General features: G+C 30.6%; 26 protein-coding genes and 2 tRNA genes. 11 read left to right on the plus strand and 17 right to left on the minus strand.

Translation table 11 applies throughout. The features are described from left to right. Window positions 1-109 precede the first annotated feature (109 nt). The 3 genes from ACQ629_RS10280 (at window position 110) to rpsT (ending at window position 662) form a co-directional block, all read left to right on the plus strand. Window positions 110-181, plus strand: a tRNA-Glu gene (locus ACQ629_RS10280). A 122-nt stretch (window positions 182-303) separates the two neighbouring features. After that, window positions 304-375 (plus strand) — tRNA-Glu (locus ACQ629_RS10285). Window positions 376-410: 35 nt separating this feature from the next. Continuing rightward, window positions 411-662 (plus strand): 30S ribosomal protein S20, encoded by a 252-nt coding sequence (rpsT, locus tag ACQ629_RS10290; RefSeq protein WP_218772214.1) that lies wholly within the window; start codon window positions 411-413, stop codon window positions 660-662. A gap of 176 nt (window positions 663-838) precedes the next feature. Here the strand turns inward: rpsT and rodA are convergent, their stop codons facing one another. The 8 genes from rodA to ACQ629_RS10330 form a co-directional block, all read right to left on the minus strand. Then, complete coding sequence (gene rodA / locus ACQ629_RS10295; RefSeq protein ID WP_483704732.1) at window positions 839-2116, minus strand: rod shape-determining protein RodA; 1278 nt, start codon at window positions 2114-2116, stop codon at window positions 839-841. Continuing rightward, window positions 2097-3980 carry a penicillin-binding protein 2 gene (mrdA, locus tag ACQ629_RS10300; RefSeq protein WP_483704734.1) on the minus strand — a complete coding sequence of 628 codons (1884 nt, stop codon included), beginning with the start codon at window positions 3978-3980 and terminating at the stop codon, window positions 2097-2099. Before mrdA ends, rodA begins: the two co-directional genes overlap by 20 nt. A gap of 55 nt (window positions 3981-4035) precedes the next feature. Next, window positions 4036-4542: a rod shape-determining protein MreD gene (gene mreD, locus ACQ629_RS10305; protein WP_483704736.1), complete on the minus strand. Its 507-nt coding sequence runs from the start codon at window positions 4540-4542 to the stop codon at window positions 4036-4038. Continuing rightward, complete coding sequence (gene mreC / locus ACQ629_RS10310; protein ID WP_483704738.1) at window positions 4535-5299, minus strand: rod shape-determining protein MreC; 765 nt, start codon at window positions 5297-5299, stop codon at window positions 4535-4537. Before mreC ends, mreD begins: the two co-directional genes overlap by 8 nt. A gap of 62 nt (window positions 5300-5361) precedes the next feature. After that, complete coding sequence (locus ACQ629_RS10315) at window positions 5362-6390, minus strand: rod shape-determining protein (protein WP_483704740.1); 1029 nt, start codon at window positions 6388-6390, stop codon at window positions 5362-5364. An 83-nt stretch (window positions 6391-6473) separates the two neighbouring features. Continuing rightward, on the minus strand, window positions 6474-8000 hold the full coding sequence (gene purH / locus ACQ629_RS10320) for a bifunctional phosphoribosylaminoimidazolecarboxamide formyltransferase/IMP cyclohydrolase (RefSeq protein WP_483704742.1): 1527 nt from the start codon (window positions 7998-8000) through the stop codon (window positions 6474-6476). Window positions 8001-8138: 138 nt separating this feature from the next. Further along, window positions 8139-8264, minus strand: coding sequence for a hypothetical protein (locus tag ACQ629_RS10325; RefSeq protein ID WP_483704744.1), 126 nt, complete (start codon window positions 8262-8264; stop codon window positions 8139-8141). Window positions 8265-8343: 79 nt separating this feature from the next. Beyond that, a complete protein-coding gene (locus ACQ629_RS10330) occupies window positions 8344-8796 on the minus strand; it encodes a GAF domain-containing protein (RefSeq protein WP_483704746.1) in 453 nt (150 codons plus the stop codon). A gap of 110 nt (window positions 8797-8906) precedes the next feature. Between ACQ629_RS10330 and ACQ629_RS10335 the strand changes: the two genes are divergently transcribed. The 3 genes from ACQ629_RS10335 to ACQ629_RS10345 are packed head-to-tail and all read left to right on the plus strand — an operon-like array spanning window position 8907 to window position 11988. Then, window positions 8907-9314, plus strand: a complete 408-nt coding sequence (locus tag ACQ629_RS10335) for an HYC_CC_PP family protein (RefSeq protein ID WP_483704748.1) — start codon at window positions 8907-8909, stop codon at window positions 9312-9314. 51 nt (window positions 9315-9365) lie between these two features. Next, window positions 9366-11615 carry a TonB-dependent receptor gene (locus ACQ629_RS10340; protein ID WP_483704750.1) on the plus strand — a complete coding sequence of 750 codons (2250 nt, stop codon included), beginning with the start codon at window positions 9366-9368 and terminating at the stop codon, window positions 11613-11615. Window position 11616: 1 nt separating this feature from the next. After that, window positions 11617-11988 (plus strand): heavy-metal-associated domain-containing protein, encoded by a 372-nt coding sequence (locus ACQ629_RS10345; RefSeq protein WP_483704751.1) that lies wholly within the window; start codon window positions 11617-11619, stop codon window positions 11986-11988. Window positions 11989-12027: 39 nt separating this feature from the next. On the opposite strand, the gene ACQ629_RS10350 is transcribed toward ACQ629_RS10345, so the two are convergent. From ACQ629_RS10350 to ACQ629_RS10380, 7 genes are read right to left on the minus strand one after another with little or no spacing between them, the layout of a single operon-like run. Then, on the minus strand, window positions 12028-13053 hold the full coding sequence (locus ACQ629_RS10350; protein WP_483704752.1) for a pseudouridine synthase: 1026 nt from the start codon (window positions 13051-13053) through the stop codon (window positions 12028-12030). Between the two features lie 46 nt (window positions 13054-13099). Continuing rightward, on the minus strand, window positions 13100-14017 hold the full coding sequence (locus tag ACQ629_RS10355; protein WP_483704753.1) for a geranylgeranylglycerol-phosphate geranylgeranyltransferase: 918 nt from the start codon (window positions 14015-14017) through the stop codon (window positions 13100-13102). Window positions 14018-14026: 9 nt separating this feature from the next. Beyond that, window positions 14027-14953 (minus strand): mevalonate kinase family protein, encoded by a 927-nt coding sequence (locus ACQ629_RS10360; RefSeq protein ID WP_483704754.1) that lies wholly within the window; start codon window positions 14951-14953, stop codon window positions 14027-14029. A 50-nt stretch (window positions 14954-15003) separates the two neighbouring features. Continuing rightward, window positions 15004-15498, minus strand: coding sequence for a toxin-antitoxin system YwqK family antitoxin (locus ACQ629_RS10365; RefSeq protein WP_483704755.1), 495 nt, complete (start codon window positions 15496-15498; stop codon window positions 15004-15006). A gap of 19 nt (window positions 15499-15517) precedes the next feature. Further along, window positions 15518-16597 (minus strand): diphosphomevalonate decarboxylase, encoded by a 1080-nt coding sequence (locus ACQ629_RS10370; RefSeq protein ID WP_483704756.1) that lies wholly within the window; start codon window positions 16595-16597, stop codon window positions 15518-15520. A gap of 34 nt (window positions 16598-16631) precedes the next feature. Continuing rightward, on the minus strand, window positions 16632-17339 hold the full coding sequence (locus tag ACQ629_RS10375) for a LytR/AlgR family response regulator transcription factor (protein ID WP_483704757.1): 708 nt from the start codon (window positions 17337-17339) through the stop codon (window positions 16632-16634). Beyond that, on the minus strand, window positions 17332-18384 hold the full coding sequence (locus ACQ629_RS10380) for a sensor histidine kinase (RefSeq protein WP_483704758.1): 1053 nt from the start codon (window positions 18382-18384) through the stop codon (window positions 17332-17334). The genes ACQ629_RS10375 and ACQ629_RS10380 overlap by 8 nt, the downstream gene beginning before the upstream one ends. A gap of 198 nt (window positions 18385-18582) precedes the next feature. Between ACQ629_RS10380 and ACQ629_RS10385 the strand changes: the two genes are divergently transcribed. From ACQ629_RS10385 to ACQ629_RS10405, 5 genes are all read left to right on the plus strand, one after another. Continuing rightward, the gene (locus ACQ629_RS10385; protein ID WP_483704759.1) at window positions 18583-18921 is read left to right on the plus strand and encodes a hypothetical protein; all 339 of its coding nucleotides are present in this window, start codon (window positions 18583-18585) and stop codon (window positions 18919-18921) included. 79 nt (window positions 18922-19000) lie between these two features. Beyond that, the gene (locus tag ACQ629_RS10390; protein ID WP_483704760.1) at window positions 19001-19234 is read left to right on the plus strand and encodes a hypothetical protein; all 234 of its coding nucleotides are present in this window, start codon (window positions 19001-19003) and stop codon (window positions 19232-19234) included. A gap of 21 nt (window positions 19235-19255) precedes the next feature. Further along, complete coding sequence (locus ACQ629_RS10395) at window positions 19256-19540, plus strand: hypothetical protein (RefSeq protein WP_483704761.1); 285 nt, start codon at window positions 19256-19258, stop codon at window positions 19538-19540. Window positions 19541-19597: 57 nt separating this feature from the next. Next, window positions 19598-20218: a hypothetical protein gene (locus ACQ629_RS10400; RefSeq protein WP_483704762.1), complete on the plus strand. Its 621-nt coding sequence runs from the start codon at window positions 19598-19600 to the stop codon at window positions 20216-20218. 82 nt (window positions 20219-20300) lie between these two features. After that, window positions 20301-20747, plus strand: a complete 447-nt coding sequence (locus ACQ629_RS10405) for a KTSC domain-containing protein (protein ID WP_483704763.1) — start codon at window positions 20301-20303, stop codon at window positions 20745-20747. A 75-nt stretch (window positions 20748-20822) separates the two neighbouring features. Here ACQ629_RS10405 and ACQ629_RS10410 read toward each other — a convergent pair whose 3' ends face one another. Both ACQ629_RS10410 and ACQ629_RS10415 read right to left on the minus strand, forming a co-directional pair. Beyond that, on the minus strand, window positions 20823-22031 hold the full coding sequence (locus ACQ629_RS10410) for a BaiN/RdsA family NAD(P)/FAD-dependent oxidoreductase (protein WP_483704764.1): 1209 nt from the start codon (window positions 22029-22031) through the stop codon (window positions 20823-20825). Window positions 22032-22115: 84 nt separating this feature from the next. Then, complete coding sequence (locus tag ACQ629_RS10415) at window positions 22116-23063, minus strand: GYDIA family GHMP kinase (RefSeq protein ID WP_483704765.1); 948 nt, start codon at window positions 23061-23063, stop codon at window positions 22116-22118. Window positions 23064-23127: the final 64 nt, after the last annotated feature.

Here is a 23127-nt window from a genome sequence, read left to right on the forward strand (position 1 = left end):
TGTGTGTTTTAATGTGAAATAAAAAATAATTAAAAAAAACAAAAAAGCTTTGTGTGAATAAAAAACTGTTACTATATTTGCACCCGCAATCAGGAAAATTGATTGTTTTGGTCCGTTCGTCTAGGGGTTAGGACGCATGGTTTTCATCCATGTAACACGGGTTCGATTCCCGTACGGACTACAGAGTTTAGTTAGTTTTTTTTAAATTTTAAAATGTTTATAAAACTTCTAATTAAAAAATAAAATTATTGCAAATATCAAAAAGTATTGTATATTTGCACCCGCAATCAGAATGATTGTTTTGGTCCGTTCGTCTAGGGGTTAGGACGCATGGTTTTCATCCATGTAACACGGGTTCGATTCCCGTACGGACTACAAAGTTTTTTATAAACAATTAAGAATCTAGTATAATGGCAAATCACAAGTCAGCAATAAAAAGAATTAGAAGTAACGACGCAAAGCGTTTAAGAAACAAATATCAGCATAAAACAACTCGTAATGCTGTTAGGAGATTAAAAGCGTCTGAAGACAAGAAGGAAGCAGAAGGTATGTTTTCTACAGTTGTATCTATGTTAGATAAATTAGCTAAAAACAACATTATTCATAAGAATAAGGCAGCTAACTTAAAATCTAAATTAGCTAAGCACGTTGCATCTTTATAAGACAATTTAAAGGTTACAAAAAATAAAAAAACGCTTCGATTATATCGAAGCGTTTTTTTGTGCGCTTTTGTTTCATGTAAATAAGGGTTTAGTTTATGTAGTAAGAAATAAATATTTGTCTAAAAATAAGTTAGTGTGATAGTCTTGCGTAGACAATGTATTCTAATGACTATTATTTACCAATCGTATTTTTTATGAGCATCTAATCTTATGAAAATAAATAGAAGTAAAGTAAATCCCCATAAAGAAGAGCCTCCGTAGCTAAAGAAAGGTAAAGGGATTCCGATAGTAGGCAGTAAGCCTATAACCATACCTATATTTACAATTAAATGAAAGAATATAATAGAAGCTATGCCGTAACCATAAATCCGACCAAATTTATTGGTTTGTTTTTCTGATAAGTATATAATACGATATAGAAGCAGCATAAATAATATTATTACTAGTGAACTTCCTATAAAACCCCATTCTTCACCTACGGTACTGTATATATAATCTGTATGTTGTTCAGGAACAAAATCTCCTTGTGTTCGATCTCCTTGTAAGAACCCTTTACCAAAGAAACCACCAGAACTGATTGTTAATTCTGATTGATAAGAATTATACCCAATACCTTTTGTATCAGTAACCTTTCCTAATAAAATATCAAACCTGTTTTTTTGATGTTGTTCTAGTATATTATCGTAAGTATATCCAATTCCAAAAACAAATAAGCTTGTAAAAAGATACATTCCTATAACTTTAAATATATTAAACCGAAGAAAACGTTTGTTTTTATAAATAGCATATATTGTTACCAGGGTGATAATTGATAAACAGATGATAAGAATAAGTTTAGCGCCAAAATAAATAGTTAATATAAATAGCACTATAGATAGTGCTCCAAATACTAAATAAACCAAACTTAATCCTTCTCTATTTAAAACAAAAAAGAAGGCGAAATAAATTAATACCGACCCCATATCTGGTTGTAGCGAAATAAAAAAGGCAGGAAGAAATATTATAACAAATGTTTTTATTTGGTTTTTTATTAATTTTAAGTTGTATTTACGGTCACTCATTAGCTTAGCAAGGGCTAAGGCAGTAAATGCTTTGGCAAACTCTGAAGGTTGTAAACCAATGCCTCCGAAATTATACCAGGATGTTGCTCCGTTAATTGTTTTTCCGAAGATAAAAACTCCTACAAGAAGAATTAAAGAGAGTATATATAAAACACTAGCGAATTGCTCATAAAACTTCGAATTAAAGAAAAGAATAAGAATAATAACAGGAATGGTTAAGGATATAAAGATTAATTGTTTTCCGTATTTTGTAGAAAAGTCAAAAACTTCTCTAGTTTCATCTGTTGATGCGGATGCGTAAATATTCATCCACCCGAAACCAACAAGTATAATATAAATAAAAACTAGCAACCAATCGATGCCTTCAAATATGTTATTTCGTTCCTGACGCAAGGGTATCTTTCTTTTTAATTAATTTATCATATTCTTTTTGAAGACTCATATTAATCATACGATCTTCTAAATGTTTTTTTGTAACACTACCTTTAATATATTTTTCAATCATTAAGCTAGTAATAGGTGCTGCAATGGTAGATCCGTAACCACCATTTTCAATATAAACAGCCATTGCTATTTTGGGATCATCTTTTGGTGCAAATGCAATTAATATCGAATGATCTTGAGCTTGTACCTTTTCACCATCAATAATTTTAATTTTATTTTCAGCGGTACCAGTTTTACCACAAATTTCAATTCCTTTTATTTGGTACCACTTGGCAGTTCCGTATGTAAAAACTTCGTGCATTGCTTCAATAGCAATAGGAAAATGTTTAGGGTCTATAGTGGTATTTCTACGGGTAGAATATGCAGAATCAACAATTACTTGATTGTCGATTTTTTTTACAATATGTGGTGTGTAAAAGTAACCTTTATTAGCAATTGCGGCAGTCATATTGGCTAGCTGCATAGGAGTTGCTAATATTTCTCCTTGACCAATTGAGTTTGAAATAGTGTAGGTTGATTGCCAGTTGTTTTTATACCATTTATTATAGAATTTGGCATCGGGTATCAATCCTTTTCTTCCCGCAGGTAAATCATAGCCAAGATAATTTCCGAGGCCAAAACTTTCAACGTGTTTGTTCCAGTTTTCCATTCCTTCTTTCGGATCACCAGTTTTATCTATAATTTTCTTATAAGTCGTAGCAAAATAACTGTTACATGATTTAGCAATAGCTGTTTTTAAACGGATAGGTCGACCTGTAATACCACAATGACATTTCATAAATTCATTTTTTCGAGCTCCGTATCTATATCCGTGATGGCAATAAACACCAAATTTTTTATCAATAACTTCTTCTTGTAAACCAATTAAACCATTGAGGATTTTAAAAGGAGAACCAGGAGGGTACATTGCCTGCAAGCCTCGGTCGAAGGTTGGCATATTGATGGTGTCATTAAATAATTTTACTGAGTTAGGAGATCTTTTTCTGCCAACCAATAAATTAGGGTCATATGAAGGAGCAGTTATTAAAGCTAAAATCTCACCCGTTTTTGGTTCTATAGCTACAATACCACCTCTTTTACCCTTCATTAGTAATTCTCCGTATTGCTGTAGTTCGCTATCGATAGTAAGTGTTAAGTCTTTACCTGTAACCGCAAGGGTATCGTATTTCCCGTCTTTATAAGAACCTGTAATTTTATTTAAATTATTTCTTTTAAAACGTTTTTTACCCTTAATACCTCTAAGAACTCTTTCATATTCTTTTTCTACGCCAAGTTTTCCTATTAGTTCTCCTTGTTCGTAATAATCATTCGTTCTTGCTTTTCTTTCATTTACCTCCGCAATAAACCCTAAAATATTCGCGCCAGTATTAATAGGGTAATTTCTAATAATACGTTTTTGAATATAAAAACCTTTGTATTTAGGTAATTTTTCTTGCAGGTAAGCAAAGTCTTCTTTAGCCAACTGTTTAAGAAATTTTGAAGGTAGCCAACGTGCAAAATTCTCAGCTTTTTGATATCTTCTTTTAAAGTCCTCTTTCGTTATTTTTAAAAGAGAACAAAATTCTAAAGTATCTAAAGGTTCTACATCTTTAGGAACCACCATTACATCATATGACAATTGATTTGCTACTAGTAGTTTGTTGTTACGGTCATATATATAGCCACGTTCAGGATAGTCATATTCAATCTTTATGGCAGAACTTTGTATAGGATTTTGATCTGCTCCACGAATAATTTGTAATTGAAATAACCTAACAATATAAATTAGTCCAATAAGGGTGATTAAAAATATAAGTAAGAAACTGCGTTTCATTTATTATTTGTTGTTTTACTCGTTTAAAGAAACAGTTTTTTTAGTTTAAGATGCCTTATATTAGTTTTTTTCTAAATATAAAACTACCTAAAAAATACAATACTAACGTAAATATACTCGAGTAAATTGTGTTGATAAGTACTTCGGATACGTTATATAAGCTAAAGTTAACCAAACTAAATAAAATGAAGTGATGGATTAGTGTTAAAATTACGGCGTAATTAAAAACTTTACCAAATGTTTCAAGCCTTAAGTTGAATAATAAATAATCAGGTTCGTGTTTTTTGAAAATTGTTTTGATAAAAAAAAGCCTCATATATGCTATGCATAAAATAGAAAAAGCATGTATTCCTCCTGAGTTTGAAAAGGCATCAACAGATAATCCTAAAATAAAAGCTAAAGTTAAGAAAGGGACTCTATTAGAGTTTAAAGGATATAAAAAAACAAAAACAATGTATAGGTAAGGATTTACATAGCCTAAAAACAAAATATTGTTTAGCACAAGAACTTGTAGTAACAAAAGGAAAAAAAATAAAAATATGATATAAACAGTTCTATTCATTTTCGATTTTTTTAACTTCTTCCTTGTTAAGACTTGTAATTATATAAATATGGCCTAAGTTAGCCATGTCGTTGAACAGTTTAACATCAATAGTATTTGAAGCAGAAAGATTTTCTGGAACTTCACTAATAGTCCCAACAAGAATACCTTTAGGGAAAATAGTAGATTTACCGCCTGTTATGATGGTATCGCCTATTTTAAAAATTGCCTGACGAGGTATGTCTGTTATTTGCACACTATTATAATCTAATCCATTCCACTTTAAAGTACCATAGTAATTGTTGTTTTTAAAGCCAACGTTTATCCGGCTATTAGAGTTTAAAATAGATTGAACTCTTGCAAATTTGGCTCCTGTATTATCTGTAATACCAATAATTCCCTTACTATTTACAACAGCCATTTCTACAGCAACTCCATGTGTAGAACCTCTGTTTATAGTGATGAAATTATTAGGTTTACTATAAGTGTTATTTGTTATTTTTCCGTTAATATATACAAAGTTTCTATCATCATCTATCGCTTTAGTAATAGTGTCTGTAATAGCAGCAAGTTGATCTAACTTATTTTTAAGACGCGTGTTTTCTTCTGCTAATTCTTCGTTTCTACTTTTTAAGCTAAGATATTCTGATAGTTCTGATGATTTTTGATAAATAGCACCAGTTATGAAATTAGTAGAGCTGATAAATTTACTTTTATGAAAAGAATGGTTATTAATGATTAATGCAACAGCAATAATTTCTAGAAATAGAAAAAACAAGAAGTTTTTATACCTCTGAAAGAAATAGATAAGCTGTTGCATATATAATAATCATTCAATATTTATTTGATCAATACAGATTTGTATTTTTCAAGGTTTTTTAAAGCAATACCAGTCCCTCTTACTACTGCACGAAGTGGATCTTCAGCAATATATACAGGTAAGTCTGTTTTTCTAGATAAACGTTTATCTAATCCTCTTAGCATAGAGCCACCACCAGCTAAATAAATACCCGTATTATAAATATCAGCAGCTAATTCAGGCGGAGTTTTAGATAAGGTTTCCATTACAGCATCTTCAATACGTAATATAGATTTGTCTAAAGCTTTTGCAATTTCTCTATAAGATACTTGCACTTGTTTTGGTTTACCACTTAATAAATCACGCCCTTGCACCATCATGTCTTCTGGGGGGCTATCTAAATCTTCCGTAGCAGAACCTATTTGTATTTTTATTTTTTCGGCAGTAGTTTCTCCAACATGTAAATTATGTTGTGTACGCATGTAATACATAATATCACTCGTAAATAAATCACCAGCAACTTTTACAGATTGATCACATACAATACCGGCAAGGGCAATTACAGCAATTTCTGTAGTACCTCCACCTATATCTATAATCATGTTTCCTTTCGGCTCCATAATATCTATACCAACACCAATTGCGGCAGCCATTGGTTCGAAAATTAAATAAATCTCCTTCGCATTCATATGGCGACCAGAATCAATAACTGCTCGTTTTTCTACTTCAGTAATTCCTGAAGGAATACAAATAACCATTCGTAATGAAGGTGGAAAAAACTTCTTTTTAATCGCAGGAATTTGCTTTACGAATTCTTTAATCATCTCTTCAGATGCTTGAAAATCTGCAATTACTCCATCTTTTAAAGGACGAATAGTCTTTATATTTTCATGAGTTTTTCCTTGCATTCTATTTGCTTCATGACCAGTTGCAATTATTTTACCAGTCAATCGGTTACGTGCAACAATGGATGGATTGTCGATAACAACTTTACCATTGTGAATGATAAGCGTGTTTGCAGTACCTAAATCGACTGCAATATCTTCTGTCATAAAATCGAAAAATCCCATATAAACTCCTTTGTTTTTACCTGTTTCTAATGTATTCTCACAAATCTAATAAAAATCTGCGGGTATTTTACATTGAATCTTACTTAATGTTTAAAATGTCTTGTGCCTGTAAAAACCATAGAAACATTATTGTTATTACAATAATCTATACTTAATTGGTCTTTAATAGAACCTCCTGGCTGAATTACGCTTTGTATTCCTGCATTATTAGCAATCTCTACACAATCAGGAAAAGGAAAAAAGGCATCACTAGCCATAACAGCACCTTTTAAATCAAAATTAAAACTATTAGCTTTGTCAATTGCTTGTCTTAAAGCATCAACTCTGCTGGTTTGACCTGTTCCTCCAGCAAGTAGTTGTTTGTTTTTTACTAAAATAATCGTATTCGATTTTGTGTTTTTACACAGTTTTGAAGCAAATAACAAATCATCTAACTCACTTTCTGATGGTTTCGTATTTGTAGGGTAAGATAAATCTTCTAATTTATCAGTAATATTATCTTTGTCTTGTATTAAAACTCCGTTTAATGCTGTTCTAACAGTTTGGGTAGGTAATGCTACTTCTTTCTGAATTAATAAAATCCTGTTTTTCTTTCCCTTTAAAACTTCTAAAGCATCAGCATCGTATGAAGGAGCAATTACTACCTCACAAAATAATTTATGAATTTCTTCTGCGGTAGCTTTATCTATTTTAGTATTTGATATTAAAACGCCTCCAAAAGCAGAAGTAGGATCACCTGCTAGGGCATCTACATAAGCTTGGTGAATTGTTTTTCTTTGTGCAAAACCACAAGCGTTGTTATGTTTTAAAATAGCAAAAGTTGGTGCTTCACCCGAAAATTCGTTCATTAAATTAACAGCGGCGTCAACATCTAAAAGATTGTTGTAGCTTAATTCTTTACCATGTAATTTATCGAACATAGCCTCTAAGTCGCCAAAGAAATATCCTTTTTGATGTGGGTTTTCACCATATCTTAAGGTTTTAGAATTGGTTTCACTAGCTTTGTATACAACTTCATCTTCATTAAAATAATTAAAGATAGCCGTGTCATAGTGAGAAGAAATATTAAAAGCTTTTGAAGCTAATTTTTTTCTATCACTAATTGTTGTGGTTCCGTTATTCTCTGTAATAAGGTTTAAGAAATCAGTGTATTGCTCCATTGAAGAAACAAGTACAGTGTCTTTAAAGTTTTTTGCAGCTGCACGAATTAATGAGATTCCTCCGATATCAATTTTCTCAATAATATCTTGCTCAGGAGCACCTGAGGCAACTGTTTTTTCAAAAGGATATAAATCTACAATTACTAAGTCTAATTGAGGAATGTTGTATTCTTGCATTTCAGCAGCATCACCTTCATGATCCTGGCGGTTTAAAATACCTCCAAATACTTTAGGATGTAATGTTTTTACGCGACCTCCTAAAATTGAAGGATAAGAAGTTACTTCTTCAACAGGTACTACGTTAATTCCTAAATCTTTTATGAATTTCTCAGTTCCTCCGGTAGAGTATATAGTAACACCTAAATCATTAAGTTTTTTTACTATTGGCTCTAATCCGTCTTTATGAAATACCGAAATTAGGGCAGATTTAATAGTTTTTGTATTGTTCATTGTTGTTGTGTTGTTAAGCGAACAAAGCTACTAAAACAGTAAACCTTACACAATAATTATTTTGGCTTATTATAAAATGAAAACACCACCAAAACTACATGAGCTTTGGTGGTGTTTTTTGCAAAAAAAATAAAAGTATTATTCAGCGTTTTCTAAGAAATCGTGAAACCATACTGTAATTTTTTCGAAAAAAGATTGTTGTGTTTTTGTACGAGCATTAGGATTGCCTAACGCAGCGTAAGAGGGATATTCTTTGGTATTCATAATATAGGGGATTATGTGGGGTTAGTAAGACCACAAATGTAAGAATAAAAAACCTAACAATCAAGGGTTTATGTAAAATTTATATAAAAGAAGCTACTTTTTTACAAATATACTCTAATAATTCTTCATCATTAGCTGTAAATGGGTTAACGGTATGAGAGTCAATATCTATCTGGCCAATGTTCTCGTTGTTAACAAAAATAGGGATTACAATTTCAGATTTTACCTTCCAACCACAAGAAATATAATTATCTTGATCTTGAACATCTTGTACAATAAAATTTTCATTACTCACCGCAACCTGTCCGCATATTCCTTTTCCAAAAGGAATAATAGTATGGTCGGTAGGTTCACCATTAAATTCTGCTAATTTAAGTTCTTCTTTATCGCCATTTTTAAAGTAAAAACCTACCCAATCGTAATATGAAACTTCAGCTGCTAAGTAATCGCAAATTTGCTGTAACTTTTCTCCTTTAGTATGATGACTATCAGTTATTTTATCAATATTACTTTTTAATTCTTGTAAATTCATCTTTAATGAGTTTTATTATCTTATTCGTATTTTGAATTAAGAACTTACAAAAATAGTTTTAACAATTGTTTTAAAAAACAAATTTTTAATTTTTTGTATCTTTGCATTCAATGAAACAAGTAATTACTAAAATATTAACCATAACATTAGCCTTATTAGTGTTGTTTTCTACCTTTTCTTTTACGGTAGCTAAACATTATTGTGGCGATTTTTTAGTTGATGTTTCTTATGTAGGAGAAACTGGTAGTTGTAATGAAGGCGAGAAAGACGATTGCGCAACCGTAATTAAAAAGAAATGCTGTAAAGACGAAGTACATCAGATAGATGGACAGGATAAAATACAAAAAGCATCTTCAAAAAAAATAAGCTTTCAGCAAGTTAAATTATTTGTAGCTTTTTATAGTTCTTACGATCTATTATTTGAAAATAATGAAAGTCAACCCGATTTTCATCAATATTATTCTCCGCCTGATTTAGTTTATGATTTTCAGGTACTTCACGAAGTGTATATTATATGATTTTACAATTCTTAAAAACAAGAATTATAAAACTTAATATAATATAAAATAATGAAAATAAATATATTCAGTATTTTAATACTGATATCTAGCATTACCTTTTCACAAGAGAAGTTTAAAGGTATGATTATGGATAAAAACGGACCTAAAGATAATTTAGGGGTTTACGGAGTAAGTGTTCATTGGTTGAATACTAATGTAGGCGTAATTACGGATGAGAAAGGATGGTTTACGATACCATACCAGAAAGAGTATAAAAAAATAGTAATTAGTTTTGTTGGTTATAAAACGGATACCATCACAATAAATTCGTTAAAACCAATCCATCATTTTTTAACAGAAAACAATACTTTAAAAGAGATAACTGTTAAATCTAAAAAAAGCGCTACTCAAAAATCATATTTGCAAGCTCAAAATGTAATGATGATTAACAGTGCCGAATTATTGAAAGCGGCTTGTTGTAATTTGGCAGAAAGTTTTGAAACCAATCCATCAATTGATGTTAATTACTCGGATGCATTAACAGGAACAAAGCAAATTCAAATGTTAGGTTTAACGAGTCCGTATTTGTTAATTACTCAAGAAAATATTCCATCTATACGAGGTGCATCACAGGCATTCGGACTTTCTTTTACGCCAGGTACTTGGGTAGAAAGTATTCAGATAACAAAAGGAGCAGGTAGTGTTGTAAATGGTTATGAAAGTATTTCAGGGCAAATAAACGCCGAATTGGTAAAACCATATACGAATCATCGTTTTTTTGTAAATGCCTACGGATCAGCTGGAGGAAGAATGGAATTTAATACACATTTAAACCAAAAGGTAAGTGATAAGTGGCAAACAGGATTGTATGTTCATGGAAATTATAGGGGAGAGAAGTTTGATAAAAATGATGATAATTTTTTAGATAACCCGTTAGCAAAACAAATTAATATCATGAACCGTTGGCAGTATGTAGATGCTCAAAAAGGATGGGTGAGTTTTATTAATTTTAGATATTTAAATGATGAAAAACAAGTAGGCGAAGTTAATTTTAATCCTGATTTAGATAAAGGATCTACTACTGTTTGGGGAAGTGAAATTAAAACAAAGCGTTTTGATACCTCGGCTAAATTAGGCTATGTTTTTCCTGATTTGCCTTTTCAGAGTATGGGATTACAAGCGGCGTATAGTAATCATAAACAAGATTCGTATTTTGGACTAAGCGATTATAATATTCAGCATCAAAGTTTTTTTAGCAGCTTTATTTTTAATTCAATTATTAGCGATACAAGAAATAAGTTTAAAACAGGACTTAGTTTTACTTATGATAAATATGACGAGTTTGTAAACGTTACTACGGCAAACAATTATGATCGTAAAGAAAACTCTGTTGGTGCTTTTTTCGAATACGCTTATGATAATGCCGATGATATAAGTATTACTGCAGGATTAAGAATTGATACACATAATATATTAGGAACTTTTGTAACACCTCGTTTACATATTCGTTATGCGCCTTGGGAACAAGGAGTTTTTAGAACATCGATAGGAAAAGGAAGAAGAAGTGCTAATGTTTTTGCAGAAAACCAACAGTTTTTTGCGTCTTCAAGACAAGTTAATATTGATGATGTAGGAGGGAAGGTTTATGGTTTAAGTCCGGAAACAGCATGGAATTACGGGATATCTTTTTTACAAGGTTATAAATTGTTTGGCAAAAAGGGAGATATTACTTTTGATTTTTACAGAACAGATTTCGAAAATCAAGTTGTGGTAGATTGGGAAAATCCGCAGGAAATATCTTTTTATAATTTAGACGGAAAAAGTGTTGCAAATAGTTTTCAGTTAGAGGTAAATCAAAATATAGTGCCATATTTTAACACCCGTTTTTCTTATAAATATTACGATGTAAATACCGATTTTAAATCAGGGAATTTAGATAAAGCATTACAGGCAAAACATCGGTTTTTCGCAAATGTATCATTTGAAACAGAAAAGAAAGAAAACGAGGCACATTGGAAATTTGATGTAACTTATAATTGGATAGGTAAACAGCGATTGCCAAATACACAGTCAAATCCAGCTCAATACAGATTGCCAGAGTTTTCAAAAAGTTATAATTTGTTAAACACTCAGGTAACAAAAGTGTTTTCTAAAAAGTTTGAATTGTATGCAGGAGCAGAAAACATAACAAACTATAAACAAAAAAATCCGATATTGGGAAGCGATAATCCTTTTGGTTCAAGTTTTGATACCACAATTATATATGCGCCCGTATTTGGAAGTAATTATTACGCAGGTTTAAGATTTAAAATAGATTAAGATGAAAAAAATAGTATTAGTAATAACGGTTTTGTTGATGAGTATATCTTTATCAGCACAAGGAAAGAAGAAAAATGCCAAACTATCTATTGATGTAGATGGTGTTTGTATGATGTGTAAAGGACGTATTGAAAAGGCAGCTTTAAATAGTAAAGGTGTAAAATATGCGCAGTGGAATGTACAAACACATGAGCTAAAATTAATTATTGATGAACGTAAGACGGATGTTAAAACGATTCAGCAAAATGTAGCAAATGTTGGTCATGATACGAAAGCGGTAAAAGCAACAAAAGAAGCTTACGATAGCTTACACGGTTGTTGTAAGTATCGAAATGAAGAAGTACAAGACGATCATAAAAAAGAAAAGAAGTAAATAAAAAAAATCCCGAGTTTTAAACTCGGGATTTTTTATTTATAACATTTTTAAAGAGTTAACTTCTAAATCGGTTAACTCACGCCATCTACCACGAGGTAAATTACGTTTAGTCATACCTGCAAAAACAACACGGTCTAGTTTTGTTACTGCATATCCGAAGTTTTCAAATATTTTACGAACAATTCTGTTTCTTCCAGAGTGTATTTCAATACCAACTTCTGTTTTTCTTTCACCTTCTACATAAGAAACGGCATCAATAAAAACTTTTTTACCTTCAATAACAACATCACCACGTAATTTATCTAAATCAGATATTGACAATTTTTTGTCTAATGAAGCATGATAAAGTTTACGTACATCATGTTTTGGGTGTGTTAATTTCTTAGCTAACTCACCATCGTTTGTAAACAATAACAAACCAGTAGTGTTTCTATCTAATCTTCCAACAGGATAAATACGTTCTTTGGTAGCGTTATCTACAAGTTCCATAACTGTTTTACGACCACGATCATCCTCCATGGTAGTAATATAGTTTTTGGGCTTGTTTAATAAGATGTAACGTTTCTTTTCGATTGAAATTAAAGTACCATCAAAACGAACTTCATCGGTAGGTTGCACCTTGTAGCCCATTTGTGTCATTAATTTTCCGTTTACAAAAACACTTCCGTGTTCAATATAAGTATCGGCTTCTCTACGAGAACAAATTCCTGAATTAGAAATATACTTGTTTAAGCGAATTCCTGCAGTATCATCATTGCTTACTTGCTCAACAGCTGGTTTTCTAGCATCACTTCTAAACTGTTTTTTATTATCCGAAGAACTAGTTGCAAACCTTGGTTTTTCCGATGATTTTCTAACAGGCCTATCTGTTCTTTCAGTTCTCTCAGGTTTTTCAGTTCTGTCTGATCTATTTCTGTCAGAAGATGATCTATTTCTGTCAGATCTATCTGAAGAGCTTCTATCGGATCTAGAAGATGTTCTATTTCTGTCAGATGATTTTTTTTCACGAGGATTGCTGTTCTTGTCAGCCTGTCGTCCTCTCGACGAGTTTTTTGAATTCATAATTAAATTTTAAAAAGGGTGCAAATGTACGGTAATTATTTGATTTCTAATCTAAAGCGATAACTACTTTGTCTAGAATTAAAGACTTGTCAATAAAAAGCAAACTAAATACTCCTATTAATAATAATATCTTTAAAATGTTGTGTAGTAAGCGGTATTGATTGGTTTTTGTTGCTTTCCAGGTGTAAAAACCAATAAAAAATAAAACAAGAGCTGCTAAGTAAAAATAATATTTCATGTACTCGATTGCAGGGTAGTAAAATAAAATACCTATTGGTATTAGCGTTAAAATCATTAATAAAATGATTAATTTTTTGGTGTTTTTTTCTCCGTATTTAACAGGGAAAGTATTGTAGCTATTAATTATAGCGCCTTTAATATTTTCTAGGTTTTTGATTAATTCGCGAATCATTATAATTAGAAAGAGGAAGATTGCATGTACAAAAATTACTTTCGAAAAATTTTTAAAATGTACAAAAACCACAAAAAAAGGAAGTATCGTTAAAACAGTAACGCTTAGTAAACCTATAAAAGGGTGTTTTTTTAGTTTGTGCGAATAAAACCAAATTCCGAAAATATACACAGCAAAAAAGAAAGCCGCTCTCCAAGATACTAACCAGCCAAAGCCAAAACCTATAAAGTTTAAGGTGAAGTATAGTGATAATTTAGTTTCTTGTTTTATGTAAGAGTCTAAGTTAGATTTTATGGGCCTGTTTATTTGGTCAGATTTTTTGTCGTAAAAATTATTGATGATATATCCTGCAGCTACAGTAGCTACTGTGGCTATAACTAAGTAGAGTAAATGCCAATCGAAAAGTACTGGTTTTATAGCTTTTTGATCTGAGAAAATAAAAATAGCAGCCAAGTATTGGGCTGCTATTAGTACTAAAATGTTGTAGCCTCTAACGACTGATAGAAGGCTTAGTATTTTTTTTATAAACGTATTAATTTTTAATATACTCATTGTAGTATTTTAAAATCGATACACCAATTCTAATTTATAATCTTTTAAGCTTGTTCGCGCTTTTTCGTAATCTTCAGTAAAACCCAAAATATAACCACCACCACCAGAACCACAAAGTTTTAAGTAGTATTCGTTAGTTTGAATTCCTTTTTCCCAAACTTTATGAAAAGCTGAAGGAATCATTGGTTTGAAGTTAGTTAAAACTACTTTCGATAATTTTTTCACATTACCAAATAATGATTTTATATCTCCTTGTAAGAAATCATCAATACAAGCATCGGTATGTAAAGAAAATTCTTCACTTAACATTTTACGGAATCCTTCGTTTTTCATCTTATTCATAAAGATGTTTACCATTGGTTCAGTTTCACCAACTTGCTCAGAATCTAATAAGAAAACAGCACCTTTCCCTTCTTTTTGAGATGGAATTCCTGCTGGTTCAATATGTTCTTTCGAGTTGATTAAAATAGGTAAGCTTAAATATGAATTTAAGGGATCTAGTCCAGAGCTTTTTCCATGAAAAAAAGACTCCATTAAAGAAAAAACTTGTTTTAAAATTAACAGTTTATCACGTGTTAAGTTTTCTAAAACAGTAATTTTATTATTTGCATACTTGTCGTAAATAGCAGCAACTAAAGCGCCAGAACTTCCTACACCATATCCTTGAGGTATAGATGAATCGAAGTACATGCCGTTGTCAATATCATTTTTAAATGAAAGTAAATCAAAAGAAACTAAATCAGAATTTAAGCTATTTAAGTACTTGTAAAACTTAATTAAATTATCATTCGATTTTTTAGCTTCACCAGTTAAGTTACTAGCAGATTTTAACACACCTTTATATGAGTTAAAAGGAATCGCCAATCCTTTAGAATCTTTTATGATTCCATATTCTCCGAAGAGTAGTATTTTTGCGTAAAATAAAGGTCCTTTCATAAAATTTTAATTGCTAAGCAAAAGTACAAGTAAAAGTGCTAGTTTACAAACTAGTATACGTTTTTGTAAAAAGTTTTCCAAACACCAACTTTTTCATTGTCACGGTATTTTCCTTTGGTTTCTATTTTTCCGTTTTTATAAAAGGTTTTCCAAATGCCATCTCTTTGTCCGTTTGTGTATTTTCCTTGCTCTTTAAGTTCGCCTGTTTCGTAAAAAACTTTACGATCACCGTCTAGCTTTCCGTTTACATAATTTGCTTTGTGAAAAAGTTTACCATTAGCATGATAGTACATCACTAAGCCATCAAACATTTCTTTGTTAAGTTCTTTGCTAGTGCTGTATCCTTCCATTTGAACTTGACCATTTTTATAATAATCAACAATCCAAAATCCTTTTTTTATTTCTTTAGGAGCTGGCCTATAGTATTGGTAATTTTCTTTTGATGTTTCTTGCCAGTTTTCATCAAGCCACGTGGTGTTTTGTGCTGTTACTGTAGTTGATAAAAACCCAATTAACATAACTATTAGTGATATAGAAGTTCTCATAATTATAGGGAGTTTAGGGTTAAAGGCTTTTTGCCCCAAAACCGGTGTTATCACAAATATACTGATTTTTTTGGCAGTAAATAGCTAAGTTGTTTTCAATAAAAGACTCTATTTCAGCTTTTTCACTGTTAGGGTATAATATATGAACATTAGCACCTGCGTCAAGTGTAAAGCAAATGTTGCTGTTATTTTGCGCTCTGTATTCCCAAATTTTATTAATCACCTCTAAAGTGTTCGGTTTCATTAATATAAAATACGGATTACTTGTAAGCATCATTGCATGCAAGGTTAATGCTTCACTTTCAACTAAATTAATAAACTCTCTTATGTCTCCGTTTTGAAGAATAGTAGAAATTTTAGATAAGTTTTCGTTTGCCTGTGTAAAGCGTTGTTCGGCATACGGATGATTATGCATTAAATTATGACCAATTGTAGATGAAACTTGTTTTTCTCCTTTATCAACTAATAAGATAGTGTCGCAATAGTTTTCGAAAATCGGGTGTATTTTATAAGGAAATTTTACTCCGAATAAATCTGAACTTCCTTCAATTTCTGGATGTTCTCCCCAAACTACTAACGGACCTTCAATACTTCTGCTGGCACTACCAGAACCTAAACGCGCTAAAAAAGAAGCTTTTTTATTAATAAATTCTTTTGTTAAATCAGGATTTAATTCTTTTTCAAGATTTAATAAACACATTGCAATAGCACTCATTCCGCTTGCTGAAGAAGCAATTCCGCTACTGTGAGGAAAAGAGTTTTCAGAAGAAATAACCATTTTGTAATCTAAAATATAAGGGCAGTATTTTTCTATTCTCTTAAAAAATTCAGCAATTTTTGGTTTAAAATCATCTTTCTTCTTTCCTTCAAAAAACAATTCGAATTTTGCTTCGTTTGATTTCTCAATTTTTAAAAATTCAATCGTAGTAATTGTATGGCAGTTGTTAAGTGTAAAACTTATCGATGCGTTTTTGGGAATTTGCGGATTGCTTTTTCCCCAATATTTTACTAAAGCGATATTACTTGGTGTTTGCCATGTATAAGAAGCTTTTTCAATTGTTTTATTTGATTCTTTTGAAATGAAAAGTGCTGTATTCAAAGGTTTAAATTTTGCAGTAAAGATAAAATTTAGACTAGACTTCTGCTAATTTTTGTAAAACGGATTCTTTATAGCTTCTACTTATCGGTATTGCTTTTTTATCAATTTCAATAAACTCGTTTGTATAAGAGGTTATTTTTTGAATTGAAACTATATACGATCTGTGAATTCGAATAAATTTATTTGAGGGTAGTTTTAATTCTAAATTACTAATGGTTTCTCTTGTTACAACAGTATTGGCTTCAGTAAATATTTTTACATAATCTCCTAAACTTTCTATATAAAGAACATGACTAAAGTTTATTTTAACCATCTTTCTATCTGCTCTTACGAATATAAAATCTGTTTCAACCTCTATAAATTCTTTACCAGTTTTATTAGTGTTTGCATCAAATACTTTTTGAGTTGCTTGCAAGAAACGATCAAAAGCAATCGGTTTTAATAAATAATCTACCACGTTTAAATTAAATCCGTCAATGGCATAATCTCTATAGGCGGTTGTGAAAATTATTTTAGATTTTTTATTGATAATTTTAGCTAAACTTAAACCAGTAATTTCTGGCATATTAATGTCTAGAAAGTATAAGTCAACCTCTTTATTTTGCATAAAAACAATTGCCTCAGCAGCATTTTTACACATTTTAATTAGCTCTAAGTTTGGTGTTTTTTCAACAAATGAAGCTATTATTTCTCTAGCCATAGGTTCATCATCAACAATAACACAGCGTAATTTATTATTCATTTTTTAAAGGTGTTTTTAATTCAACTTTATAGCTGTTTTTTGTTTGTGAAATATTTAGTTGACACGATTTTCCGTACAGCATTTCTAATCGTTTTTTAATATTTTCTAAACCGATGCCTTTTTTTGAATCTAAACTATCTTTTGTTGAGTTTTTGATATCAAAAAATAGCGAGTTATCGGTTGTTTTTAAATTGATGTCAACTCTTAAAATTCCGTTAATTTGGGTTCCGTGTTTAAAAGAATTCTCTACAAAAGGCAATAATAACATTGGCGCAATTAGAATGTTATCTTGATGTATTTCTTTATTGAAATTTACGTGTAGGCTATCGTGAAAGCGCATTTTTTCTAACGAAATGTAATCTTCAATGTGGTTAACTTCATCATTTAAAAACACTAAAGGCTTTTCTACCTGATATAAAATATAATCTAATAAGTTAGAAAGTTTTAAAATCATATCAGGAGCTTCATCAGACTTTTTTAAAGCAAAACCATATAAAGTATTAAGCGTGTTGAATAAGAAATGCGGGTGGATTTGCATTTTTAAAAACTTTAGTTCTTGTTCTTTTAATTGCAATTGTGTTGCTAAGAATTTGTTCTCTATATTTTTTTTCTCTTCATTAGATTTGTAATTGTGTTTTAATATTTTAAAGCTTGTAAACAATACTATTATTAAAATAACGCAAACAAATATTACGTAGGTGTTTTTTGTTAAATCGGGCATTTGTTTATATTCTAGATTAAAAAAGAACATAAATCCAAAAAGAACAGTTACTAAAACACTAAAAAGTATAAAAATTATTAGATAGGCTACATAAAGAGAGAATTTCCAATATTTTTCTAATATCAAAAGTTCTGGAACTAATTTATAACCTATAACATACGAGCCACTTATTGCGATTGCCGAAAGTGTTATTGAAAAGTAAAGTAAAAAATTAATATTTGCAGAGCCAATGCTAAAAAAAGAATAAAAGAAAAAATATACAATGAGCCAAAAAAGTAGATGCAATATCGTTTTTTTTAAAAGCCACAGTATTTTTTCTTTCATTTTACAAATGAACATTTTTTTTACTAATAAAAAAATAATAAGCGATGAATTGCGTTTTTAATGAGTTGTTTTACTCAATTTAGTGTTTAAGTGCTATTCTTGTTATCTGTGTGCTTAAATTGTTGATCTATCTATTTAAATAAAAAGAAGTATAAGTTGAATATACTTTTACCGTAAAATAATTTAAAATATAATATTATGAGATTTATTACAGATGGTGCTTTGGAATTTATGATTCCATTATTAATTTTACTAATACTGGTAGCGTTTTTTGTTTTTAAAGGAATTAAAAACAATACAGAGAAAAACTCGAACTTAATAAAAGAGATTAGTTTATTCACTTTGTTCTTTGGAGTTCTATGTTTTGTTATTGGTTGGTTAGAGGCGTTAGATACGATTGCAAGGGCAACAGAGATAGCGCCACAGGTTTTAGCAGGAGGTATGAGAGTTAGTTTATACGCTCCAACCTTTGGTTTAATGATTTTTTTAATAGGGAGATTAACAGCTTTTTTATTATTATTGAATAGAAAAGAATAATCGTTTTCTGGTTAGTTAGTTTTAGTACCCATTTTTAGCACAAAAATGGGTATTTTTGCGTTTGTAAATAAGTATTGATATGAGTAGAAAAATAAAATTAATATGGGATTTTAAAGGTCCGGACGGCTTAGCGACAGCAAAGCACCATTGTATTCATTTAAAAGAATTTGCTCAAATAGATAGTTTATCGTATCATGAGGTTAATTATACAGAGCTAAACCCAATGCATACCATTGCTTTTATTATAGTTGATGAAACTATTATGAAAGTTTTTAGAGACGCTTTAAAACCTCATAGAGGAGAATTAGCTTAATTAATTTAAAAAAATAAAATTATGTTTTTAATAAACGCCTTAGCAAAACCAAAAAAATCATCTGAACATTATAATGAAGTTGTAGGAGCTTATGTAAGTTTATATATCGACTATAAAGACATAGAAGGAGCTCTTAAATTAGCAAAGCATTATATAAAAGATGAAGGTTGGAAAGTATCAGAAATAGAAGAAGAGTATTTTACTTTAGATTCTGCAGATGATGTTGATGAAGATCAAAAAGAATTATACGAAGAAGCAATAGAATACGGTTACACCATTGTTTTTAATTGTTACGAAGAGGAATAATCTTCGTTTTTAAAAAGATGCTATAAAATTGACTATCTTTCACTAAAAAAAAATGTTATGAAAGGTAGTCTTCTTTTTTTTACGACACTTTTAATGTCTTTTGTTGGGTTTTCACAGCACAAATTCTCTACATATACAGCACACAAATCTATAACAGAAGCAATTCGAATAAACAACGAATTAATAGCTGGTAGAACTTCTTTTTTTGAGAAACAAGCGTTGGCAAAACCGTTAATGTTTCAGAATACAAAAATAAAAATTGCTGAGTTTAATAGATTATCAAACAATGTTTCAAAATATATAGAAGCGATTCAGAATGAAGTAAATACAGAGCAAGTTTTGTATGACATGCTAACGCGCGATTTTTATAAAAACATCCTGTTTAAAAATGACAAAGATTTAAGTTTTAAAGGAGAGAGGTTAAAAACTAAAATAGATAGTTTATATAATCATTCTGTTAAAATTAATGTACACAAACTGTCTCAGCTTGATAATTTTTATAATGGTCATTTTAAAACAAACGATGTTTTTTATGATTTTGATGAAAATGAATTAGATTATTTTGAATATCGTTTTTATGATAAATCTAATTACGGAATTATGATGGCAATGAACTGTTTGCTTTTAGATGTAAAAACATTTCAGTTGTTGTATTTTGGTACTGTTATGAGTTATTAAATATTTTTTAGAAATTTAAATAGCTTTCTGTCTCATATTCAGATATTTTGAGTAATTTCGCGGGCTAAATTATTTCATACAAATGAAACGTATTAAAGAATATAAAAAGCTTTTTAGTGTTGAAGGAGCTATCGATTTAAAGGACTTGAAAAAAACGTACCGAGGATTGGTAAAAGAATGGCACCCAGATAAATTTCAGGAAGAAGAAAAGAGGTTAGAGGCAGAAGATGTAAGTACTAAAATTATTGATGGTTATCATTTTTTAGTAAGTATCGCTCCTGAAACTAAAGAGGCACATGCAGCAGCATATCATACAACTATTACAGAGTTTAAAGTTGCTGATTATCACCATAAAAGCATGTTGTTAGAAGTTACTTTTACGGACGGAAATACCTACGAGTATTTTGGAGTTACTAAAAAATTGTTTTTAAAATTTTTAAACGCCAAATCGATAAATAACTTCGGAAAAAGAAATATTTTCAATTCTTTTACCTACAGAAAATCAATGAAAGCGTCAGCTACAGTTTAATATAAAATTAAACTATATTATAAAAAAAGACCATTTGCTAAACATAGTAAATGGTCTTTTTATGTGTAAAATATTTTATTCAGCAATACTTTTAGCACAAATATATCCGCCTGTCCACGCGTTTTGAAAATTGAACCCGCCAGTAACGGCATCAATATTTAAAACTTCGCCTACAAAAAAGAGGTTTTTATGTAATCTACTTTCAAAACGTTTAAAGTTTATTTCTTTTAAATCTACACCGCCAGCTGTTACAAATTCATCTTTAAAAGTTGTACGGCCGTTTGCATTAAATAAACCTTTTGTTAATTGAACAGCTAAATTATTTAACTGTTTATTGCTTAAATCACCCCAATTCTGAGTCGTTTTAATTTCTGCAGCTGCAACAAAACGTTCCCATAAACGACGGGGAATGTCTGCAAAAGGTGATTTTAAATTTACTTGTTTTCTGGCTTGTGCGTTTTTAAGCTCTGATAATTCATCTAAAACACTATCAAAATCTTGTCCTAGCCAATTTACTTCAACATTGTATTGATAATTTTTATCAGCTAAAATTCGTGCTCCAAAAGCAGAGAGTTTTAAAATTGCGGGTCCGCTTAATCCCCAATGTGTAATTAATAAAGGACCTGAGTTTTCTAAACTTGTTCCAACTAATTTTACCGCGGCATTTGGCACTGATATTCCGCCTAAATCTATAATTCGTTTATCCTTTATATTAAAAGTAAACAGAGAAGGTACAGGTTCGATAATAGCATGATCTAGTGTTTTACATAAATCCCAAACTTTCTTAGAGCTACCAGCAGCGATAACTAAAGAGTCAGCTTCAAATTGCTGTTCTTTTGTGTTGATAATCCACTTGTTTTCTTGTTGATAAACTGAATTTACACCGTGATTTTTTAACACTTTAATGCCAAGGTTATCAACAGCGTTTTGAAAACAATCTATAATGGCTTGTGAGGTATTTGCTTCAGGAAATACACGATTGTCAGCTTCAATTTTTAAAGGAATTCCTCTGTCATCAAACCATTCAAAAGTATCACCTGTCATAAATTGATGAAAAGGCCCTAGTAATTCTTTTTCTCCTCTTGGATAAAATTTCACAAGTTCCTTAGGTTCAAAACAAGCATGAGTAACATTACAACGACCACCGCCAGAAATTTTTACTTTCTGTAAAACTTCTTTTCCTTTTTCAAGAATTGTAATATCTAAATCAGGATTGTTTTCTTTGGCGTTTATAGCCGTGAAAAAACCTGCTGCACCACCACCAATTATAATTATTTTTTTCATTTGTAGAAAAACCTCTCGACTGCGCTCGAGGAGACATTTTAAAATTAACTTGTCAGGTCGAGCGCAGTCGAGACCTGTTTTTATTTATAAAATCATTTCTTTATAAGGCATAACTGTAGTGTAGCCTTTTTCTTTAAAATATGTTGAGGTATTTTCATTACCTGTTGCTAAAACAAAATCACCACCCCAAGCACCTAAGCTTTTTATTTCGCCGAAATAATCAGGGAAAAGTCTTTTTTTTACTGGTGTTTGTTTAATAATTGAGCTAATTATTTGCTCATGATCAATTATTATTTTAGCTAAATTTATAGAGGAATTAGCCTTTAAAAACTCTTGAGTTAGCTCATTTATTTCCGGAATTAGCTTTTTAGCTTCTTCTCGATATTCTTTATACTGCGCGATTCCTTCTCTGCTATTTTGTTTTTGATTTAAATACACAAAAAACAATTCATCTTTAAAATCGGGGTTGAATTTTACCTCGCTAACAATAGGTGTTACCTCGAGCGTAGTTGAGAGGTTCTTTTTTAATTGATATAAAATAGGATTGTTATTACTTGCGCAAGCAATATCATATCCACTACCAGAAAAGGCATTCCATAATAAGGTAAACGGATTCACATTAGCCCAATTAGCAATGTTGTTTATTAATGTAGATGAACTTCCTAATCCCCAATTTTGAGGAAAAGTTAAGTTCGTTTTTACAATAAAACCACCATCAGAATTTAAAAAATTAGGATTTAACTTTTTAGCTTCGTGTAAAATATCAGATAAGGTTTCTGCAATAACTTCCGCATTTCCTTCTTTATCAGCATTAAAAGTAGCTGAGGTTAAACGCAATTTTGGTAAATCAAAACTAGCTTCAAACCAGCATTCGCCAGTATTGGTAAAACTAGCCCAAATAAGTTGTGGTTCTTTTATCGTTTCGATAATTAAATCTTGCCCAAACTTAGTAGGTACAGCTAATGAGGTTGCTCCGTCAAGAACAACATATTCACCTGTTAGTAATAATTTTCCGTTAGAATAAAAATTCATTTAAATATTTGGTCGAGCACAGTCGAAACCTTATTAAAATTAAAACTGCTCGACTGCGCTCGAG

The organism is Tenacibaculum sp. SM2510 (genome assembly GCF_057002845.1).

Bases quoted from the DNA above. Each gene is read 5' to 3' on its own strand.
- ACQ629_RS10335 (WP_483704748.1), top strand. From the start codon at position 8,907: ATGAAACAAGTAATTACTAAAATATTAACCATAACATTAGCCTTATTA.
- ACQ629_RS10350 (WP_483704752.1), bottom strand. From the start codon at position 13,053: ATGAATTCAAAAAACTCGTCGAGAGGACGACAGGCTGACAAGAACAGC.
- ACQ629_RS10400 (WP_483704762.1), top strand. From the start codon at position 19,598: ATGAAAGGTAGTCTTCTTTTTTTTACGACACTTTTAATGTCTTTTGTT.
- rpsT (WP_218772214.1), top strand. From the start codon at position 411: ATGGCAAATCACAAGTCAGCAATAAAAAGAATTAGAAGTAACGACGCA.
- ACQ629_RS10390 (WP_483704760.1), top strand. From the start codon at position 19,001: ATGAGTAGAAAAATAAAATTAATATGGGATTTTAAAGGTCCGGACGGC.
- ACQ629_RS10380 (WP_483704758.1), bottom strand. From the start codon at position 18,384: ATGAAAGAAAAAATACTGTGGCTTTTAAAAAAAACGATATTGCATCTA.
- ACQ629_RS10365 (WP_483704755.1), bottom strand. From the start codon at position 15,498: ATGAGAACTTCTATATCACTAATAGTTATGTTAATTGGGTTTTTATCA.
- ACQ629_RS10340 (WP_483704750.1), top strand. From the start codon at position 9,366: ATGAAAATAAATATATTCAGTATTTTAATACTGATATCTAGCATTACC.
- ACQ629_RS10375 (WP_483704757.1), bottom strand. From the start codon at position 17,339: ATGAATAATAAATTACGCTGTGTTATTGTTGATGATGAACCTATGGCT.
- ACQ629_RS10360 (WP_483704754.1), bottom strand. From the start codon at position 14,953: ATGAAAGGACCTTTATTTTACGCAAAAATACTACTCTTCGGAGAATAT.
- mreD (WP_483704736.1), bottom strand. From the start codon at position 4,542: ATGAATAGAACTGTTTATATCATATTTTTATTTTTTTTCCTTTTGTTA.
- ACQ629_RS10385 (WP_483704759.1), top strand. From the start codon at position 18,583: ATGAGATTTATTACAGATGGTGCTTTGGAATTTATGATTCCATTATTA.
- ACQ629_RS10315 (WP_483704740.1), bottom strand. From the start codon at position 6,390: ATGGGATTTTTCGATTTTATGACAGAAGATATTGCAGTCGATTTAGGT.
- ACQ629_RS10345 (WP_483704751.1), top strand. From the start codon at position 11,617: ATGAAAAAAATAGTATTAGTAATAACGGTTTTGTTGATGAGTATATCT.
- ACQ629_RS10415 (WP_483704765.1), bottom strand. From the start codon at position 23,063: ATGAATTTTTATTCTAACGGAAAATTATTACTAACAGGTGAATATGTT.
- ACQ629_RS10405 (WP_483704763.1), top strand. From the start codon at position 20,301: ATGAAACGTATTAAAGAATATAAAAAGCTTTTTAGTGTTGAAGGAGCT.
- ACQ629_RS10395 (WP_483704761.1), top strand. From the start codon at position 19,256: ATGTTTTTAATAAACGCCTTAGCAAAACCAAAAAAATCATCTGAACAT.
- ACQ629_RS10355 (WP_483704753.1), bottom strand. From the start codon at position 14,017: ATGAGTATATTAAAAATTAATACGTTTATAAAAAAAATACTAAGCCTT.
- purH (WP_483704742.1), bottom strand. From the start codon at position 8,000: ATGAACAATACAAAAACTATTAAATCTGCCCTAATTTCGGTATTTCAT.
- mrdA (WP_483704734.1), bottom strand. From the start codon at position 3,980: ATGAAACGCAGTTTCTTACTTATATTTTTAATCACCCTTATTGGACTA.
- ACQ629_RS10410 (WP_483704764.1), bottom strand. From the start codon at position 22,031: ATGAAAAAAATAATTATAATTGGTGGTGGTGCAGCAGGTTTTTTCACG.
- ACQ629_RS10330 (WP_483704746.1), bottom strand. From the start codon at position 8,796: ATGAATTTACAAGAATTAAAAAGTAATATTGATAAAATAACTGATAGT.
- ACQ629_RS10325 (WP_483704744.1), bottom strand. From the start codon at position 8,264: ATGAATACCAAAGAATATCCCTCTTACGCTGCGTTAGGCAATCCTAAT.